Annotated in this window: 15 protein-coding genes; 2 read left to right on the forward strand and 13 right to left on the reverse strand. The window is 69.8% G+C overall.

All coding sequences use genetic code 11. The features are described 5' to 3' along the window. Window positions 1-13: 13 nt before the first annotated feature. The 4 genes from ACZY1G_RS03330 to ACZY1G_RS03345 form a co-directional block, all read right to left on the reverse strand. Window positions 14-1630, reverse strand: a complete 1617-nt coding sequence (locus ACZY1G_RS03330; RefSeq protein WP_463813608.1) for a Na+/H+ antiporter subunit D — start codon at window positions 1628-1630, stop codon at window positions 14-16. Next, the gene (locus ACZY1G_RS03335; protein ID WP_463813609.1) at window positions 1627-2097 is read right to left on the reverse strand and encodes a Na(+)/H(+) antiporter subunit C; all 471 of its coding nucleotides are present in this window, start codon (window positions 2095-2097) and stop codon (window positions 1627-1629) included. Before ACZY1G_RS03335 ends, ACZY1G_RS03330 begins: the two co-directional genes overlap by 4 nt. After that, window positions 2094-4985, reverse strand: coding sequence for a Na+/H+ antiporter subunit A (locus ACZY1G_RS03340; RefSeq protein ID WP_463821589.1), 2892 nt, complete (start codon window positions 4983-4985; stop codon window positions 2094-2096). The genes ACZY1G_RS03335 and ACZY1G_RS03340 overlap by 4 nt, the downstream gene beginning before the upstream one ends. A gap of 66 nt (window positions 4986-5051) precedes the next feature. Beyond that, window positions 5052-5735 carry a potassium channel family protein gene (locus ACZY1G_RS03345; protein ID WP_463813611.1) on the reverse strand — a complete coding sequence of 228 codons (684 nt, stop codon included), beginning with the start codon at window positions 5733-5735 and terminating at the stop codon, window positions 5052-5054. Between the two features lie 56 nt (window positions 5736-5791). Between ACZY1G_RS03345 and ACZY1G_RS03350 the strand changes: the two genes are divergently transcribed. Continuing rightward, window positions 5792-7288, forward strand: coding sequence for a potassium/proton antiporter (locus tag ACZY1G_RS03350; protein ID WP_463821590.1), 1497 nt, complete (start codon window positions 5792-5794; stop codon window positions 7286-7288). On the opposite strand, the gene ACZY1G_RS03355 is transcribed toward ACZY1G_RS03350, so the two are convergent. The 9 genes from ACZY1G_RS03355 to ACZY1G_RS03395 form a co-directional block, all read right to left on the reverse strand. After that, entirely contained in the window at window positions 7289-7759 is a 471-nt protein-coding gene (locus tag ACZY1G_RS03355) for a hypothetical protein (RefSeq protein WP_463821591.1), read from the reverse strand. 48 nt (window positions 7760-7807) lie between these two features. Then, window positions 7808-8035, reverse strand: coding sequence for a hypothetical protein (locus tag ACZY1G_RS03360; protein ID WP_463821592.1), 228 nt, complete (start codon window positions 8033-8035; stop codon window positions 7808-7810). An 88-nt stretch (window positions 8036-8123) separates the two neighbouring features. Beyond that, a complete protein-coding gene (locus tag ACZY1G_RS03365; RefSeq protein ID WP_463821593.1) occupies window positions 8124-10313 on the reverse strand; it encodes an AAA family ATPase in 2190 nt (729 codons plus the stop codon). Window position 10314: 1 nt separating this feature from the next. Continuing rightward, window positions 10315-11175, reverse strand: a complete 861-nt coding sequence (locus ACZY1G_RS03370; RefSeq protein WP_463813615.1) for a CDP-alcohol phosphatidyltransferase family protein — start codon at window positions 11173-11175, stop codon at window positions 10315-10317. After that, window positions 11172-11870 (reverse strand): phosphatidylserine decarboxylase, encoded by a 699-nt coding sequence (locus ACZY1G_RS03375; RefSeq protein WP_463813616.1) that lies wholly within the window; start codon window positions 11868-11870, stop codon window positions 11172-11174. The genes ACZY1G_RS03370 and ACZY1G_RS03375 overlap by 4 nt, the downstream gene beginning before the upstream one ends. A gap of 28 nt (window positions 11871-11898) precedes the next feature. After that, entirely contained in the window at window positions 11899-13101 is a 1203-nt protein-coding gene (moeA, locus tag ACZY1G_RS03380) for a molybdopterin molybdotransferase MoeA (protein ID WP_463821594.1), read from the reverse strand. 14 nt (window positions 13102-13115) lie between these two features. After that, on the reverse strand, window positions 13116-14033 hold the full coding sequence (locus ACZY1G_RS03385; protein ID WP_463821595.1) for an SDR family NAD(P)-dependent oxidoreductase: 918 nt from the start codon (window positions 14031-14033) through the stop codon (window positions 13116-13118). A 4-nt stretch (window positions 14034-14037) separates the two neighbouring features. Then, window positions 14038-15708 carry an alpha-keto acid decarboxylase family protein gene (locus tag ACZY1G_RS03390; protein WP_463821596.1) on the reverse strand — a complete coding sequence of 557 codons (1671 nt, stop codon included), beginning with the start codon at window positions 15706-15708 and terminating at the stop codon, window positions 14038-14040. 13 nt (window positions 15709-15721) lie between these two features. Continuing rightward, window positions 15722-17377 (reverse strand): FAD-binding dehydrogenase, encoded by a 1656-nt coding sequence (locus ACZY1G_RS03395; protein ID WP_463821597.1) that lies wholly within the window; start codon window positions 17375-17377, stop codon window positions 15722-15724. Between the two features lie 76 nt (window positions 17378-17453). Here ACZY1G_RS03395 and ACZY1G_RS03400 point away from each other — a divergent pair, with 76 nt between their 5' ends. Continuing rightward, window positions 17454-18269: an HAD-IIA family hydrolase gene (locus ACZY1G_RS03400; RefSeq protein WP_463813621.1), complete on the forward strand. Its 816-nt coding sequence runs from the start codon at window positions 17454-17456 to the stop codon at window positions 18267-18269. Window positions 18270-18327 lie beyond the last annotated feature (58 nt).

An 18327-nucleotide genomic window follows, 5' to 3' on the forward strand; every position in this document is an offset into this window, starting at 1 on the left:
TTCGCCCGAGCGCTCATCGCGGCACCTCCCCAAGCACCGCGGTGATGTACTGCCCGCGGTCGAGGACCTCGGCGGCCGCCCTGTCGCTGTAGGCGAAGATCGGCCCGGCTGCGACGGTCAGGGCGAGCCCGACGGCGATCAACGCCCCCGTCGGCACCAGCATGCCGATCGGCATCCTGCCGACGTCGTCGCGGTCGACGAACTCGATGTCGGCGTCCTCGGGGCTGTCGAGCAGCGCCGTCGGCGCCCCGCCCGACAGGTGGCCCTCCGGGGCGTCCTCGCGGGACCGCCAGAACGCCTTGGTCCACACCCGGGCGACGACGTAGAGGGTGAGCAGGCTGGTGATCACGCTGCCCGCCACCAACATCCACGCCAGCACCGAACCCGACTCCGAGCCGGCCTCCAGGAGTGCCACCTTGCCGATGAACCCCGAGAACGGCGGAATGCCGCCGAGATTGAGCGCCGGCACCACGAACACGAACGCCAGCACAGGGCTCGCGGCGGCCAATCCCCCGAGACGCTCCAGCGTCGAGGCCCCCGCCTGACGTTCGATCAGGCCGACGACGAGGAACAGCGTCGTCTGCACCAGGATGTGGTGGGCGACGTAGTAGATCGCGCCCGACATGCCGAGCTGGTTGGACAGCGCAATACCGAAGACCATGTAGCCGATGTGGCTGACCAGCGTGAAGGACAGCAGGCGCTTGATGTCGCTCTGGGCGATCGCACCGAGGATGCCCATCACCATCGTGGCCAGGCCCGCGACCAACAGCACGTTGTCCAAGGCGCCGCCCGGGAACAGCAGCGAGTGGGCCCGGATGATCGCGTACACACCCACTTTGGTGAGCAGGCCGGCGAACACGGCGGTGACCGGAGCAGGCGCCGTGGGGTAGGAGTCGGGTAGCCACGTCGACAGCGGGAAGACGGCTGCCTTGATGCCGAACGCCACGAGCAGCACCGCGAACAGCGCGGTGCGGGTGCCCTCGGACACCCCGGTGAGCCGCACCGAGAGCTCGGCCATGTTCAACGTTCCGGTGGTCGCGTAGACCAGCGCGATACCGAACAGGAACACCAGCGACGACACCATCGACACCATCACGTAGGAGATCCCTGCGCGGACGCGCTCCCGGCTGGCACCGATCGTCAACAGCACGAAGCTGGCGTTGAGGAGCACCTCGAAACCGACGAAGAGGTTGAACAGGTCGCCGGCCAGGAACGCCATGAACACGCCCGCCGACAGCACCAGATAGGTGGGCAGGAAGATCGACACCGGCTGACGGCCGTCACCGTCCCGGATGCCCTGCCCGATCGCGTAGAACACGACGGCGAGCAGCACGATCGACGAGACGACGAGCATCAGCGCCGAGAGCCGGTCGACGACGAGCGTGATGCCCAGCGGACCCATGCCGGGTTCGGTGGCACCCCAGCCGCCGACCTGCAGCGCGATCGTGCCGTCGCGGTCGGCCAGATGGACCAGCACCGCCGAGACCACGAGCACAGCGCTCAGCGCGATGACAGCGATCATGCGCTGCAGCCGCGGTTTGCGACCCGCGAGCAGCGTGACAGCCGCGGCCAGCATCGGGATCAGCACGGGAAGCGGCGTGAACACCGCGGCCAGGTGGGCTCCTATCATCGGGAGCCCTCGTAACCAGGTATCGCGTCCAGCTCGTCGGGCAGATCGGTGTCACGGGTGCGGTCCGGTTCGAGCCGGCCCTCGAGTTCCTCGCCGACCTCGGTGCCGGACTGCTGCGACACGCGAATGTCCTCGGGGTCGTTGCTGACCTCTTCTCGCGTGTTCAGCCGGTAGGAGCGGTACGTCAACGCCAGCACGAACGCCGCCACACCCATCGTGATCACGATCGCGGTCAGGATCAGGCCCTGCGCCAACGGATCCGCGGTCGCGGTGTTGTCCGCACTGGTGCGGCCCCGCACCGGCGGATTGCCCGCCGGGCCACCCACCGACAGGATCAACAGGTTGATCGCATTACCGATCAGCAGCAGCCCCAACAACATTCGGGTCAGATGCCGTTCCAGCAGCAGGTACACCCCGGCGGTGGTCAGCCCACCGATCATCACCAGCGAGATCACATATGTCGTCACGACTGCCTCGCCCTGCCCATCGCACCGATCTCGTCGTCGATCTGTGCGCCCAGGCTGCGCAGCACGTCGAGCACCAGGCCGACCACGATCAGGTACACCCCCATGTCGAAGAACAGTGCGGTGACGAACTTGACCGTGCCGAGCACCGGGACGTCGATCTGGATCAGCGCCGACGACAACACCGGAGCGCCGAGGAGCAGCGACGCGGCCGCGGTGCCCGCCGACAGCGCCAGACCCGCGCCGAGGATCTTCCCGGCGTCCAGCGGCAGGGCTTCGCCGAGTTCGTAACGACCACCGGCCAGATACCGCAGCACCAGCGCGAGGCCGGCCATCAGGCCGCCCGCGAACCCGCCGCCGGGAGTGTTGTGGCCGGCGAAGAAGAAGTACGCCGACAGCACCATCATCACCGGGAAGATCAGCCGGGTCGCGACCTCGAGGACCAGCGACCGGTTGCGCGGATCGCGCAGTCCGCTGCCCCGGAGCCAGGTCACCTCCCCGGCGGCCGGGCTGTTCTGCGAGTACACCGCGAGCTTCCCGATGTCGGGCTGGCCGGCGTCGGCCACCCGGGGTGCGGCCCCGAAGCGACGGTTGCGGAACACCATCGACGCCACCCCGGTGGCCGCCACCAGCAGCACCGAGATCTCCCCGAGGGTGTCCCAGGCGCGGATGTCGACGAGGAGGACGTTCACCGTATTGGCGCCGTGGCCGCGCAGGTACGCCGCCTCCGGCAGCAGCTCGGCGATCGGGCGCCCGGACCGCGCCGCCATCGCGAACGCGGCCAGCACCGTCACCGTCACACCGACCGCGACGGCCAGCGCCGCCCGGGGCACGCGGAAGCGACGCATGTCGGCGCCGCCGGTCTCGGCGGGCAACACTCGCAGCACCAGCACGAACACCACCAGCGTCAGGGTCTCGACCAGGAACTGCGTCAACGCCAGATCGGGCGCACCGTGGAACGCGAAGATGACACCGCAGCCGTAGCCCGTCACGCCGACCAGCAGGACGGCAGCCAGCCGGTTGCGCATCACGCAGGCGGCGAACGCGGCTGCGAGCATCACCAGGCCGACGACCGCCTGCGGCGCCGACTCCCAGAGCTCGAAGTCAGGTCGGTCCCGCGCGCCGAGGGCCAGCACCGCGAGCGGCAGGAGCACCAGGGTGGTCAGGATGACCGACTGCGTGGCAGGGATGGAGCCGCGCTGCGTCACCGCCGTCAGTCGCACCGACATCACGTCTGCGCCGCGCAGCACCGCGTCGTAGATGCGGTCGGCGTTGGCCAGCGGCAGGAAAGCCAGCCGGGCACGCCTCAGCCGGCCGCGACCCGCATACAGGGCAAGGCCCGTCACCAGGACCAGCACCGACAGCAGCAGCGGAAGGTTCACCCCGTGCCAGAGGGCGAGGTAATAGTCGGCGCCGTACCCGGCGGGGTCGGGCACCTGATCGGCGTAGTCGCTCAGTACGTGGTCGAGCCCCGTCGGCCACACCCCGAACACCAATCCGGCCGTGGCCAGGATCGCCGGCGGGATCAGGAACGACACTTCCGGGCGGTGCATCTCCTGCACACGGGTGCTCGGCTGCGGCAGGCCTTTACGCCCGAACGCGCCGAACACGAAACGCGCGCTGTAGGCGGTCGTCAGCACGGAACCGCACACCACCCCGGCGAGCACGAACGGCGCGGCGGCACCCAGATTCGGGCTGTGCAGCACGGTCTCGAAGTCGGCCTCCTTGGCGACGAAACCGAGGAACGGCGGCAGCGCCGCCATGCTCGCCGCCGCGGCGCACCCGATGACGAGCAGCGGCTTGCTGCGGTCGCCGAGCCAGGCCAGCCTGCGGATGTCGCGGGTGCCGGTCGCATGGTCGATGATGCCCACCACCATGAACAGCGTCGCCTTGAACAGTGCGTGGGCGCACAGCATCGCCAGCCCGGCGAGCATCATCTCGCTGCCGCCGGCGCCGACCATCAACGTGATGAAGCCGAGCTGGCTCACCGTTCCGAACGCCAGGATCAACTTCAGGTCGTACTCCCGCAGCGCCCGCCAGCCGGCCAGCAGCATCGTCAGCAGCCCCAGCCCCACCACCGTCGGCCGCCACTCCGGCGCGTCGGAAAAGCCTGGCGTCAGCCGCGCGATCAGGTAGACACCGGCCTTCACCATCGCCGCGGCATGCAGATACGCGCTGACCGGGGTGGGTGCTGCCATCGCGCCGGGCAGCCAGAAGTGCAGCGGCACGATCGCCGACTTCGACAGGGCGCCGATGAGGATCAGCACGATCGCCACCGAGGCGGCCACCCCGGTCGGGGGGTCGGCCACGAGCTCGGAGATCAGGAACGTGCCGGCGCGGTTGCCGATGATCACGATCCCGACCAGCATCGCCAGCCCGCCCAGCGTCGTCACCAACAGCGCCTGCGTGGCCGCGCGTCGGCTCATGGCGCGTTCGGCGTAGTGACCGACCAGCAGGAACGACAGGACGGTCGTGATCTCCCAGAACACGTAGAGGAGGAGCATGTTGTCGCTGGTCACCAGGCCGAACATGGCACCGGAGAACGCGACGAGCTCCGCGGCGAAGCTGGGCAGCCGTTTCTCGGTGTGCCCGTCGTGGTGGTGGAAGTAGTCGGCGCAGTAGAAGAGCACCAGCGCGCCGATGCCCAGCACCAGCACGCTCATGATCGCCGCGAGCGCGTCGAAGCGCAGCTCGATGTCCATCGAGAGATCCGGCACCCACGGCGCGGTGAGCCGCTGTCCCGGACCGCTTCCGGGCCAGTTCCCGGCGACCCAGATCAGCGAGCCGAGCGGGACCAGCGCAAGCGGATAGAACGCGCGGCGGCCCCACCGGTGAACGAGCACGGGCGCCAACAGGGTGGCCACTGCATGCGCAGTGATGATGGCGAGCATGGCTCCGTTTCGTCGTGATCGGCGGGGCCTCAGTCTACGGGGCGTGCGTCACAGACTCGTGTCCGCTCAATGTCCGGTGACCATCACCTCGATCCGGTCTTCGCCGTCGGGGCCGCACACGAACAGGATCTCGTCGCCGTCGCGCAGCACGTCCCCGGCCTCCGGGACGATCAGCCGGTTCCCGCGCAGCACCGTCACCAGCGCGCTGTCCCGCGGCATCGTCAGGTCGCCGACACGCCGCCCGACCAGCGGGCTGCCTTCCGGGAGGGTGAACGAGGCCACGTTCGCGCTGCCCTCGCCGCGCAACTCGCGCGGGCCGCGACCCAGCGCCATCAACCGCACGATGTGCCCGACGTCGATGGCGCCCTCGACGGCCGCGACCATCGCCACGGGAGTCGAGACCGCCACGTCGATGCCCCAGCCCTCGGTGAACAACCACTCGTTGCGGGCGTCGTTGATGCGGGCCACCACCCGGGGAATGCCGAACTCGCTCTTGGCGAGCAGGGCCATCGCGAGGTTGGCCTTGTCGTCACCGGTTGCGGCGATGGCGACGTCGCAGATGTGCATCTCGGCCTCCTCGAGCGAGGACACCTCGCAGGCGTCGGCGAGGAACCACTCGGCACGCGGCACCGTCGCCGGCTCGTAGCGGTGGAACTCCTTCTCGATCAACAGCACCTTGTGGCCGTAGTCCACCAGTTCCTGGGCCACCGACCGGCCCACGGCACCCGCTCCGGCGATCGCGATCCGCATGGACACGACTGTGCTGATTTACTGATCGCGACACAAGTGCCTGCAGCGAGGAAACAGTGACACTGCACGAGCTGTACGTGGCGCTGTTCATCGGGGGCCTGGTGCTGCTGGCGAGCATCGCCGCCACCAGGCTGGCCACCGGAGCCGGTCTGCCGAGCCTTCTGCTGTTCCTCGGCGTGGGTGTGCTGGTCGGCGAGGACGGCCTCGGTCTGGCTTTCGACAACGCGCAGCTGGCCCAGGATCTCGGGACCGCGGCGCTGGGCGTGATCCTGGTCGAAGGCGGTCTGACGACGCGGTTCTCCGACATCCGCAAGGTCCTGGCGCCGGCCAGCGTGCTCGCCACCGTCGGCGTGCTCGTCAGCACCTTGATCACAGCGGTCGCCGCGCATGTGCTGCTCGGGATGTCGTGGCAGTTGGCGTTGCTGCTGGGGGCGATCGTGTCGAGCACCGACGCCGCGGCCGTGTTCTCGGTGCTGCGGGTGGTGCCGCTGCCGCGCCGCCTGGGCGGCCTGCTGGAAGCCGAATCCGGGTTCAACGACGCGCCCGCGGTGATCTTGGTGCTGCTGTTCAGCGTCACACCGCTGGTGCTCGAGCCGGTGACGGTGGCCGGAACTCTGGTCTACGAGCTGGCCGTCGGCGCGCTGATCGGGCTGGGGTGTGGGTTCTTCGGCGCAATGGCACTGCGTCGCACCGCGCTGCCCGCCGCCGGCCTGTACCCGCTGGCGACGTTCGGGCTGGGCATGCTCGCGTTCGCCGCCGCCGGCTCAGCGCACGCCAGTGGCTTCCTGGCGGCATACCTGGCCAGCGTGGTGCTCGCCAACTCCGGTCTGCCGCACCGCTCGGCCACCCGCTCCTTCGCCGAAGGATTCGGGTGGCTGGCCCAGATCGGGCTGTTCGTGATCCTCGGTCTGCTCGTGTCGCCGGACGAATTGCTCGACGAGCTGGTCCCCGCGATCATCATCGGCCTGGTGCTGCTGGTGCTCGCGCGACCGGCGTCGGTTGTCCTGTCGCTGATCGGTTTTCGCGTGGCGTGGCGGGAGCAGGCGTTCCTGTCCTATGCGGGGCTGCGCGGCGCCGTGCCCATCGTGCTGGCGACCTATCCGATCGTGGCGGGCGTGCCCGGCAGCGGCCGGCTGCTCAACATCGTGTTCATCCTGGTGGTGGTGTTCACGCTGGTTCAGGGCCCGAGCCTGCGCCGGGTCGCCGAATGGCTCGACCTGATCCCGCGCGACACCACGCGGGAGATCCAGGTCGACGCGGCGCCGCTCGACGTACTCGGGGCCGAGCTGATGACGATGACTGTCGTGCCCGGATCGCGGCTGCACAATGTCACGGTTCTCGAGTTGCGGTTGCCCGATCCGAGCGTGATCACGTTGATCATCCGCGACAGCCGCGCCTTCGTGCCCGAACCGTTGACCCGGCTCCAGATCGGCGACGAGGTGATGATCGTGACGACGACGGCGACGCGGGACGAGGCCGAGCGGCGGCTGCGTGCGGTCAGCCGCCGCGGGAAGCTGGCCTACTGGTTCGACGAGTACGGCGAACCGGGGTAGCTAGTCACTCGCTGTCGTGCTGCTCGCCGTCTCCGAGTTGGTGGCTTTCTCGGCCCTCTCTGCCTTGCGGGCCTCGCGTGCTTCCCGGCGTTGCTCGCGCTTCTCAGCTCTCTCGTCCTTCTTCTCGGCGCTCTTCGCTTTCCACAGCGCGGCGACGAAGTCCCGGTCCCGCACCGACGTCTTCTTCTCGGTCGGCTCCGTGGGGGGTTCGATCACCTCGTCTGAGGTGACCATCTCGATCGGTTCGCGGTCGGGCACGGTCAACGGGAAGCCCTGCCGGGGTGAATCGGCGTCCTCCCAGCGGGCGGGCCTGTCCAACGGCGGTCGATTGATGGCGATTGCCTCGGTGTTTCCGCTCAGCGAGAGCTCGTCGATGACGACGAACAAGCCTGACAGGGCGACGTCGAAGGCGAAGTCGCCGACATTGCGCAGCACGCCCTCGCCGCGCAGCACGTCAGTCCCGTTGAACACCGCACTGGCAGAGATACTTTCGATCAGGTTCAAGCCGATGTAGAGCTGCTAGCCGACGTAGCCGAGGCTGTTCAGGGCGGGCGTGACGCCTGTCCGGATCAAGACGGTGAGATCGATGAAGGCGTCGTCGATCTGGTCGGTGACGGCGGCGAGCTGGATGGCGTGGGCCGGATACACCGGTACGGCCCGCTCCACCGGTGCGATCGGGGTGGCCAGGACGGTGGCTCCCGCGACGGCCGCCGCCGAGGCAAGGCTGATTTTCTGGACGACGCTCATGGCGAGACCCCCTCAAGTCTGTGAGCTATGTCACAGCTCACGGTAGGCTCGAGAACGGGCAAAGGCAAGCGATGCCTATCAGTGCAGCTCAGCGAGCATTGGCGAAGGCGCGCAGCGACGCCACCTGCGCATCGTCGAGCGACGGGCGCACCGCCTCGCGAGCCGCGGCGACATCCGCGGCGGTGACATCGGCGGCGTCGATGGAACGGCGCATCGCCGTGAGTGCGGCCTCGCGCAGCAATGCCACGCAGTCGGCGGCGCTGTAGCCGTCGAGGTCGGCGGCCAACGCGTCCAGGTCGACCGCGTCCGCGCCGTCGCGGGCCAGCGGCACCGACTTACCCGCCGTACGCAGGATCTGCGCGCGCGCCTCGGCGTCGGGCGGCTCGACGAACACCAGCTTCTCCAGCCGACCGGGCCGCAGCAGTGCCGGGTCGATCAGGTCCGGGCGGTTGGTCGCACCCAGCACCACGACGTCGCGCAGCGGCTCGATCCCGTCGAGTTCGGTGAGCAGTGCGGCCACCACGCGATCGGTGACCCCGGAGTCGAAACTCTGACCGCGCCGTGGTGCCATCGCGTCGATCTCGTCGAGGAAGACCAGCGACGGCGCGGAATCCCTTGCCCGGCGGAATAATTCGCGGACCGCCTTCTCCGACGAGCCTACCCACTTGTCCATCAGCTCGGCGCCTTTGACAGCGTGCACGCTCAGCCGTCCCGAACTGGCGAGCGCTCGCACGACGTAGGTCTTGCCGCAGCCGGGTGGTCCGTACAGCAGCACGCCGCGTGGCGGCTCGACTCCGAGACGGGCGAACGTGTCGGGATGCTGCAGCGGCCACAGCACCGCCTCGGTGAGTGCCTGCTTGGTGGCCACCATGTCGCCGACGTCGTCGAGCGTGACCGAGCCGACCGAGATCTCCTCGGCGGCAGAGCGGGACAGCGGCCGGATGACGCTCAGCGCCCCGGTGAGATCCTCCTGCCGGAGCGCGGGCGCGGCGTCCGTCCCGCTCGCCCTCGCCGCGGCGCGCAACGCAGCTTCGCGGACCAACGCGGCCAGGTCGGCGACCACGAAACCCGGTGTGCGTTCGGCGATCTCCTTCAGATCGAGGTCGGCTCCGGGAACGCCGCGCAACAGCACCTCGAGCAGCTGCTCGCGAACGCCCGCATCGGGCAGGCTCAGCCCCAGCTCGCGGTCACACAGATCCGGTGCGCGCAGCCGCGGATCGACCGCGTCGGGTGTCGCGGTGGTCGCGACGAATGCGACCCCGGAAGTTGCCACCGCCGAACGCAATTCGGCGAGAACAAGCGTCGCCACCGGATCGGCGGGAACCGGCAGCAGTGTGTCGATGTCGGTGATGAGCAGCACGCCGCCGCCGTCGCGCACCGAGCGGACCGCCGATGCGACATTGGCCAGGCGATCCTCTGCGCGCAACGATCCCACCTCGGGGCCGTCGAGCTCGACGAGCCGCCGGCCGCTGCACACGGTCCGGACCAAACGGGCCTTGCCGACCCCCGCAGGCCCTGAGACCAGGACACCGAGATTGGCGGTGGCGCCGAGCGTGTGGAGCAGCTCCGGCTGATCGAGCGCGAGCTTGAGCCACTCGGCAAGCCGGCCCGCTTGGGCGTGCGCGCCTTTCAGGTCGTCGACGCTCAATGCAGGTGCCGACTCCTCGGTGACGACGTGCGCCCCCGTGCCCGGCTCCGTCGCCGGCGCGGTCGCCGACCCGCTCTGTGGCGAGCCCCAGCAGACGAGCGAATTCGGTTGCACGCTCACCGGTCCTGCGGGATCGACCTCGGTGACCGTCAACAATTCCGACGTCCACACGATGCCGACCGACGCCGCCAGCGCGGCCGTCGCCGCCGACGTCGACGTGCCCGGCCCGAGGTCGCGCGGCAGCAGTGACACCGTATCGCCGACCGTCATCACCTTGCCCAGCAGCGCCTGTCGCAACGTGGCCGGAGTGATCGACCTGCTCGCCAGGTTGGACCCCGTCAGCGTCACCGAGCGCGCGCCGTACACGGTGGCCGCGGCGACGAGCACCGGTGTGTCCTCGCGCAACCCCGCGTTGCTCAGCGTGACGTCGTCGAGCAGCGCGGTACCGGCGGGCACGCCGTCGGGCGCCTTCCCGACCACCGCGGCGGTGGTGCGCGACCCCGTCAGCGAGACCGCGTCCCATTCGCGGATGCCCAGGGCGGCAATCGCTTCCGGATGCAGACGGACCACGCCACGGCGGGAGTCCAGCGCCGAGGTGTTCAACCGCGCGGTCAGCGTCAGCTGGGCCATGTCAGCTCCGGGGCGGTCGGCGCAGACCCAGGCGCATCATCGACCGGCGGTGCGGCTGCGCCCGCCGGATCGCCCGTCGCGCGGCTCGCTGTTGCCGCGGCTTGTCCTCCCACACCTCGGGGTGGGCGGCCAGGAAGCGGCGGGTCCGGATCGCGAACGGGATGTGCACGATGTAGCCGAAGATGATCAGCAGGATCACCAGGTAGCCGTACAGGATCGACGCGGCGACACCGATGGCGAGCAGGGCCAGCAGCGGCGCCACCATGTTCGGCGGCACCGAGAACGTGTGGACCTTGCGCATCGGCAGCGTGCTGACCACCAGCAGCGAGACCCCGATCATCCAGATCACCACGGCCGGTTCGGATGTCCACCACCCGTCGCCGAACTGCATCTTGGCCGCCAGCGGGCCGATGGCGCCGATCGCACCCGCCGGGGCGGGCATGCCGACGAAGTACTTCTTCTCGTAGTCGGGCTGGTCCAGGTCCAGCATCGCGTTGTAGCGGGCCAGGCGCAGCACGATGCACACCGCATAGAGCAGCACGACGATCCACCCCACCCGCGAGTGCGACAGCAGCGTGCCGTAGACGATGAATGCCGGTGCCACACCGAAGTTCACCGCATCAGCGAGCGAGTCGATCTCCTCGCCCATCCGCGACGTGGCGTTCAGCGCCCGCGCGGTGCGGCCGTCGAGGGCGTCGAGGATCGCGGCGATGGCGAGGAACGCCATCGCTTCGGTGGGGCGGTCGTCGAGCGCGAACTTGACCGCGCTCAAGCCCAGGCAGATCGCCGCGACCGTCATCGCGCTGGGCAGGATGCGGGCGCTGACCACCGGGCCCTTCAACCGCGGCTTGCGAGGCCTCATCGCAGTTCGGCCAGCACGGTCTCGCCGGCCAGAGTGCGCTGACCCACCGAGACCAGCATCCGGGAACCGGCGGGCAGGTAGGTGTCCAAGCGCGAGCCGTAGCGGATCAGTCCGTAGGTGTCGCCGATGCCGACCGGCTCACCCGGGGAGAGGTTGCACACGATGCGGCGGGCCAGCAGACCGGCGATCTGCACAGCGATCACCTGCTGGCCCTCCGGGGTGCGGATCACCACGCTGTTGCGCTCGTTGTCGGCGCTCGCGGCGGCCAGCTCGGCCGACACGAACAGACCCGGACGGTGCGCAACGGTCACCACCTCACCGCCGACGGGAGCCCGCTGCACATGGGCGTCCAGCAGCGACAAGAAGATGCTGACCCGCGGCAGCGGTTCGGCCGGTAGCCCGAGCTCGCTCGGCGGCACCTCCTCGTCGACCAGGCAGATCAGCCCGTCGGCCGGAGCGACGACGACGCCGGGACGTGTCGGTGGGGTTCGCGGCGGGTGCCGGAAGAAGGCGGCGTTGGCGGCGGCGGAGGCGAGGCCGGCGCGGCGGACGAAGCGGTTCCGGCGTCCTGCGAGCGCCACGGCCAGGCTGGCGCCGACGAACGGCATGCCTGCTGGGTGCATCGGGGGAACGGACGTGCGGATCAGCGCCACCAGCCGCGCGGGGCCTGTCTTGAGGTCGGGGCGTCTGGCCATCGTGGGGCCAATAGTACGGTGACCCCCGCTAGCGGAGGTCCCACACCTGCACGCGGCTGCCCGAGGCCACTTCGGAGGTGTCTTCGTCGATCTCCAGCAGACAGTTCGCCGAGGCCAGCCAGCGCAGGTGATGCGACGCGGGCGGTCCGTAGCTGGTGACCGTATCGGTGGCGGGGTCCAGTACCCCGCGCCGGAACTGGCGCTTGCCCAGCGGGGAGGTCAGGTCCTCGGTGAGCATCGCGGTGCGCCGCGGTCGCTCGGGCTGCGGTAACCCCATCGCCTCCCGCAGCGCGGGCCGGACGAACACCTCGAACGACACCAGCGCGCTGACCGGATTGCCCGGCAGTGTGACGGCCGGGGTGCCGTCGATCGCGCCGGCGCCCTGCGGCATTCCGGGCTGCATCGCGACCTTGACGAACTCGACCCCGCCGGAGGGGCCGCTCAGCGCGTCCTTGACCACCTCGTACGCGCCGGCGCTGACCCCGCCGGTGGTGAGGATCAGGTCCGCCGCCCCGGCGTGGGCAGCGAGCGTCGCCCGGAAGGCGTCGACGTCGTCGCCGGTGGTGGGGGAGGCGACGACCTCGGCCCCGGCGTCGCGGACCGCGGCGGCCAGCATCACGCCGTTGGATTCGTAGATCTGCCCGGGGGCCAGTTCGGCGCCCCCAGCCACCAGCTCGGTGCCCGTCGAGACGACCAGCACCCGCTGACGCGGCGTCACGGTCAGCGTCTGCAGGCCCAGCGCCGCGGCCAGGCCGAGCGCGGCCGGCGTCAGCACCTGACCGGCCTGCAGCACCGTCGTCCCCGCGGTCACGTCCTCACCCGCGCGCCGGACGTGCTGACCTTCGCGCGCGGACGCCCGGATCGTCACGGTGTCCACGGCACCGTCGGTGGCCTCGACCGGCACCACCGCCGTGGCCCCGTGGGGCAACGGCGCGCCGGTCATGATGCGGTGCGCGGTCCCCGGCTGCAGCGTCGGGATGTCCGTGCGGCCGGCGGGGATGTCCTCGGCGACCGGCAGGCGGACCGGAGAGGAGTCCGAGGCCGTCGCGACGTCGGCGACCAGCACCGCGTATCCGTCCATCGCCGAGTTGTCGAAGCCGGGCAGCGACAGCGGGGCGACCACCTCTTCGGCGAGCACCAGCCCCAGGGCGTCGGCTAGCGGGAGCGACGCGGGCGGCCGCGCGGTGATCAGCGAGCCGACCAACGTGCGGTGCTCGTCGACACTGCGCATGGAGACACTGCGCATCAGACCGGGTAGCTCACGCCGGTGAGCTCCTCTGACACTGCCCATAGCCGCTGCTGGATCGCGACCTCATGGGACTTGCGGGTGGACTGCACGAGCACCGGGTGCCCGACGAGCTCACGGAAACCGGAGGGGCCGTAGTACTGGCCGCCGCGTACGTCCGGATCGGTGGCTGCCCGCAGTGTGGCCAGCGCGCCGATCTCCGGGCTGTTGGTGACCAGGCCGGCCAGCGCCGAGAAGCCGGGCAGACCGGAGCCGGGGATGTGGCGCATCAGCTCGGTGTTGGAGATACCCGGGTGGGCTGCCACGGCGATCGTCTTCGCGTTGGCGGCGGCCAGCCTGCGCTGCAGCTCGTAGGTGAACATCAGGTTCGCCAGCTTGGACTGACCGTAGGCGGCCACGCGATTGTAACCGCGCTCCCACTGCAGGTCGTCGAAATGGATGTCGGCCTGGATGTTGTGGGCGATGCTCGCGACAACGACGACCCGGGACCCCTCCACGGAGAGCAGGTGGTCGAGGAGCAGCCCCGTGAGTGCGAAGTGCCCCAAGTGGTTCGTGCCGAACTGGAGCTCGAAGCCGTCGGCGGTGACCTGCTTGGGCGGGTACATCACGCCGGCGTTGTCGATGAGCAGATCGATCGTCGGATACGCCGCGCGCAGCGCCTCGGCGGCCGCCCGCACGCTGGCCAGTGACGTCAGGTCCAGCTCCTGGACCTCGACCTGCGCGTCCGAATGCGCCCGCCGGATGGTGTCTGCAGCCTGCTTGCCCTTGGCCGGGTCGCGCACCGCGAGCACCACCCGGGCGCCGCGGCCGGCCAGCACGAGGGCAGCCTCGTAGCCGATGCCGGAGTTCGCGCCGGTGACGACGGCGACGCGGCCGGACTGGTCAGGAACGTCGGATGCGGTCCATTTCGCACTCATGGCATCACCCTAGGGGGTTGGCGGGTGCCCTCACGCCGTAGTCGAACACCCGCGTCATCTCGCCCACACCGGAGGTCGCCGGTGTCATGTCCAGTGGTTCGAGGTGGACCTGGATGAGCGTGAACCGCCGGGCTGATGCCGCCTCGTCGAACGCGGCCGACAGCTCGGCCCCGGTCCGGCAGGAGCGCAGCAGCAGCGCATTCTCGTCGGCGCCGAAGGCGCGCGGCAGATCCGTGTAGCGCCATGCGGCGACGTCGTTGTACGGGCTCTGTGCTCCCATGATCGCGCGCTCGATGGTGTAGCCGCGGTTGTCGAGCAGCAAGATCACCGGAGTCAGTCCCAGGCGCAGGATCGTCGAGAGTTCCTGGGCGGTCACCTGGAACGAGCCGTCGCCGACACACAGCACATGACGTCGCTGAGGCTCGGCCAGAGCCGCCCCGAGCAGAGCAGGCAGCGCGAAGCCGATGGATCCCCAGCTGGTCTGGTTCACGTACCGCAGCCCGTGCGGCAATCGCAGCCCCGAGGTGTTCTGACCGGCGGTGCCGGTCTCGGCGACCAGGACGTCGTCGGGCCCGAGGAACCCTGCGAGGGCGTCGAAGAAGGCGCGCTGGGTCAAGGGCGCATCGGGAGCAGGCGCCTGGGGCGGCGCGGGGGCAGGTGGTGGCTCGGGTTCATCGGCCGCGGCTGAGTCTGTCGCGGCCAGGACATCGGCCGTGTCGGTGCCGTAGAACACGTCCGTACCGCTCTGGACGGCGTCGGCACGCAGCCGGATATATGGCCGGCCTTCGTAGGCCAGGGTGAAACCCGCTGTCGTGACGTCGGTTTCGGTCAGATCGCAGCTGATCAGCAGATCGGCCGCACCGAACGCCTGTTGTGCCCGTTCGGAGCCGGGCAGCAGGCCGAGATACCGCGGCGCGTCCGGGTCGGCGGTGTGCGCCGCGGGGACGGTACAGGCGTAGGGCACTCCGTGCGCGGCGCAGAACGCCTCGATCGCGGGCAGCAGCCCCCGGCGGATCGCGGGTAGGTCGACCACCATCAGCGGCCGGCGCGCCCCGGCGAGTGCCGCACCCAGGACGGCTGCAGCCTCCCGGGAGGACGACGCGTCACCTGACACGGCCCCGAGGTTCAGAGTCGTTGTCGGAACGCCGATCTCGACGTGGCTGAGATCCGAGGGCAGCTCCAGACGCACGGGGCGGTCGGTGCGGTGCGCGGTCAGCAACGCATGGTCGATGACCTCGACCGCGGTCTGCGGCGTGATCGTCTCGGTGTAGGAGGTGAACTCGGCGAAGGCTCGGTGCACGTTGCGGTACCCGCCGTCGAGCAGACTGTGGTGCAGTCGTAGGCCGTCCCGCGTCGCGTGAAGCGGCGGTGAACCCGACAGGTGGATCAGCGGGATGTGCTCGCAGTAGGCACCCGCGACACCGTTGAGGGCGCTCAGGCAGCCGACCCCATAGGTGGTGAGAAGAACGCCGGGCCGACCGCCGCGCGCGTGCCCGTCGGCGGCGTAGGCGGCATTGAGTTCGTTGCAGGTGCCGATCCAGGTGAGGTCGGGATCGGCCTCGATCAGTTCGAGAAATGCCATGTTGTAGTCCCCGGGCACGCCGAAGATGTGCGATGTGCCGATCTCGCGCAGTCGTCGCAGCAGGAACTCGCCGATCGGTTGATGTGTGGTCATTCTTTCCCCTCTGTCATCCGCGCCCGATACTGCGGCCCGCGACCCGCCCGGTGAACAGGCAGCCGCCGACGAAAGTGCCCTCCAGCGAACGTTGTCCGTGCACGCCCCCGCCACCGAACCCTGCCGCCTCACCCGCGGCGAACAGACCGGCGATCGGCGTGCCGTCCGCGCGCAGCACGCGGGCGTCGGTGTCGGTGAGCAACCCGCCCAACGTCTTTCGCGTGGTGATGCGCAACCGGACCGCGATCAGCGGCCGGTGCCGAGGATCGTCGATGGGTGCCGGCGCAGCGATGCGGAACCGGTCGGGCAGGTAGCGGCGCGCGTTGCGGATCGCGGCGAACTGCGGATCCTTGCTGTAGGCGTTGACGGCCTGCGCGTCGCGGGCCCCGATCTCGCGGGCCACCATGCTCGGGTCCAGCGGCGCCGCGCCACGCACGGCGTTCATCCCGTCGACCAGTTCGGCGATCGAGGATGCCGTGACGAAATCCTCACCCTCGTCGAGGAATCGCTGCCACAGCGGGGAAATTCGCGGGCGTACAGTCCCTTTGGCGGCCAGCCACGGGTGCTTGCCGGTGACCGCAGGGTTGAGCTCCTGGCCCGACATCCCGAACTCCTTGCGGAAGATCTCATGGTTCATGATCAGCCAGGAGTAGCTGAAGCCCGAGGCCACGACGTGACGGACGGCGCCCACCGTGTCGAAATTCGGATAGAGCGGCGGCGGGAAGCGCACCCCGGCGCCGTCGAGCCACAGCGCGGACGGGCCTGCGGTCACGTGGATTCCGTGATTCGCCCACACGGGATCGATGTTGCGTACCCCGTCGGGGTAGAACCACAGCCTGTCCTCGTTGGCGACCACCGCGCCCACTCGTCGGGCGGTGTCGAGCATGCGGCCGTCGACGTAGGCGGGATTGCCGCAGAGCATGTCTGTCGGCTCCGAACCGAAACTGCGCGTGAACAATTCGCGGGCGCGCTGCGGATTGCCGCCGACGCCACCGGTGGCCAGCAGCACCGCCGGCGCGTGCAGGACGAAGTCGCCGATCGCCTCGGATGCAGACGCGGCCCCGCGCGGGCCCGCCGAGGCGGTCAGCCGCGTCCCCCGGACGCCGGACACCGCGCCGCCCTCGAGCACGATCTCCTCGACGCGACGCCCGTACAGCCGCCGGATGTGACCGGCGGCGACCGCCGACCGCACGCGCGCCGCGAAGATCTCCACCAACCCGGGGCCTGTGCCCCAGGTGATGTGGAAGCGCGGCACGCTGTTGCCGGAGCCGAGTGCTCCGTGCCCGCCACGCTCCGGCCACACAGGCAGGGGATAGGCGCGCCAGCCCAACCCGCGTAGCCAGCGGCGCTTCTCGCCGGCGGCGAACTCGACATAGCGGGTCGCCCAGCGGCGGGCCCACACATCGGCCGAGTCGTCGGTGAACTCCGCCGAACTCCACCAATCACGCAACGCCAGATCGTAGGAGTCCCTGATTCTCAGGCGTCGCTGTTCGGGGGTGTCGACCATGAACAGCCCGCCGTAGGACCAGAAGGCCTGACCGCCGTCGTCGGCCGGCCCCTGCTGGTCGCACAGGATGACAGAGCGCCCGGCCTCGGCGATCTCGGCTGCGGCTACCAGCCCGGCCAGACCGTGACCGACGACGATCGCGTCTGCCGACTGGGTTGTCATTGCGTCGAACCCTAGTTGGGAGCGGCCCGCAGGGCCTACGGGTTGCGCGCATCCGGCGGCCGTTTACTGTCGCACCATGGCGATCGGTGGAGTGCTGTTCGACATCGACGGCGTGCTGGTCACCTCGTGGCAGCCGATCCCCGGTGCTGCCGAGACGCTGCGAACGCTGAACGAACACCAGGTGGCGTGCGCCTATCTGACCAACACCACCACGAGGACGCGGGCTCAGATCGCCGCGCTGCTCACCGACGCCGGGATGGCCGTACGCGCCGACGAGGTGATCACCGCGGCCGCGCTGACCGCCGACTACGTCCGCGACCGCTATCCCGATGCCCGCTGCTTCCTGGTCAACAGCGGGCAGATCGGCGAAGACATGCCGGGCATCGACCTGGTCTACTCGGCCGACTTCACAGGTCCGCAGGCCCCGGAGGCGCCGGACGTGGTGCTGCTCGGCGGCGCCGGACCCGAGTACACCCACGAGACGCTGTCGTGGGTGTACGACTGGATGGCCCAGGGCGTTCCGGTGGTGGCGATGCACCGCAGCACCGCGTGGACCACCACCGACGGATTACGCGTCGATACCGGCATGTACCTGATCGGCATGGAGGAGACCTCGGGGCGCAAGGCGACCGCGGTGGGCAAGCCCGCGCCCGAGGGGTTCCTGTCCGCGGCGGGCCGCCTCGGCGTCGACGCCGACGAGATGTACATGATCGGTGACGACCTGAACAACGACGTGCTCGCCGCCCAGGTGGTGGGCATGACGGGGGTGCTGGTGCGCACCGGAAAGTTCCGTCAGGACACGCTGGACCGTTGGGCCGCAGACGAATTCGCGATGCAGCCCAACCACGTGATCGATTCGGTGGCTGATCTGCCAACGCTGCTCGGGCTGTAGCGGCCGGCGTAGAAATCAACCGTTCGGCTGAGGCTTTCAGCCATCTCCCAGGTGCTTG

The organism is Mycobacterium sp. IDUB_5, from assembly GCF_055419565.1.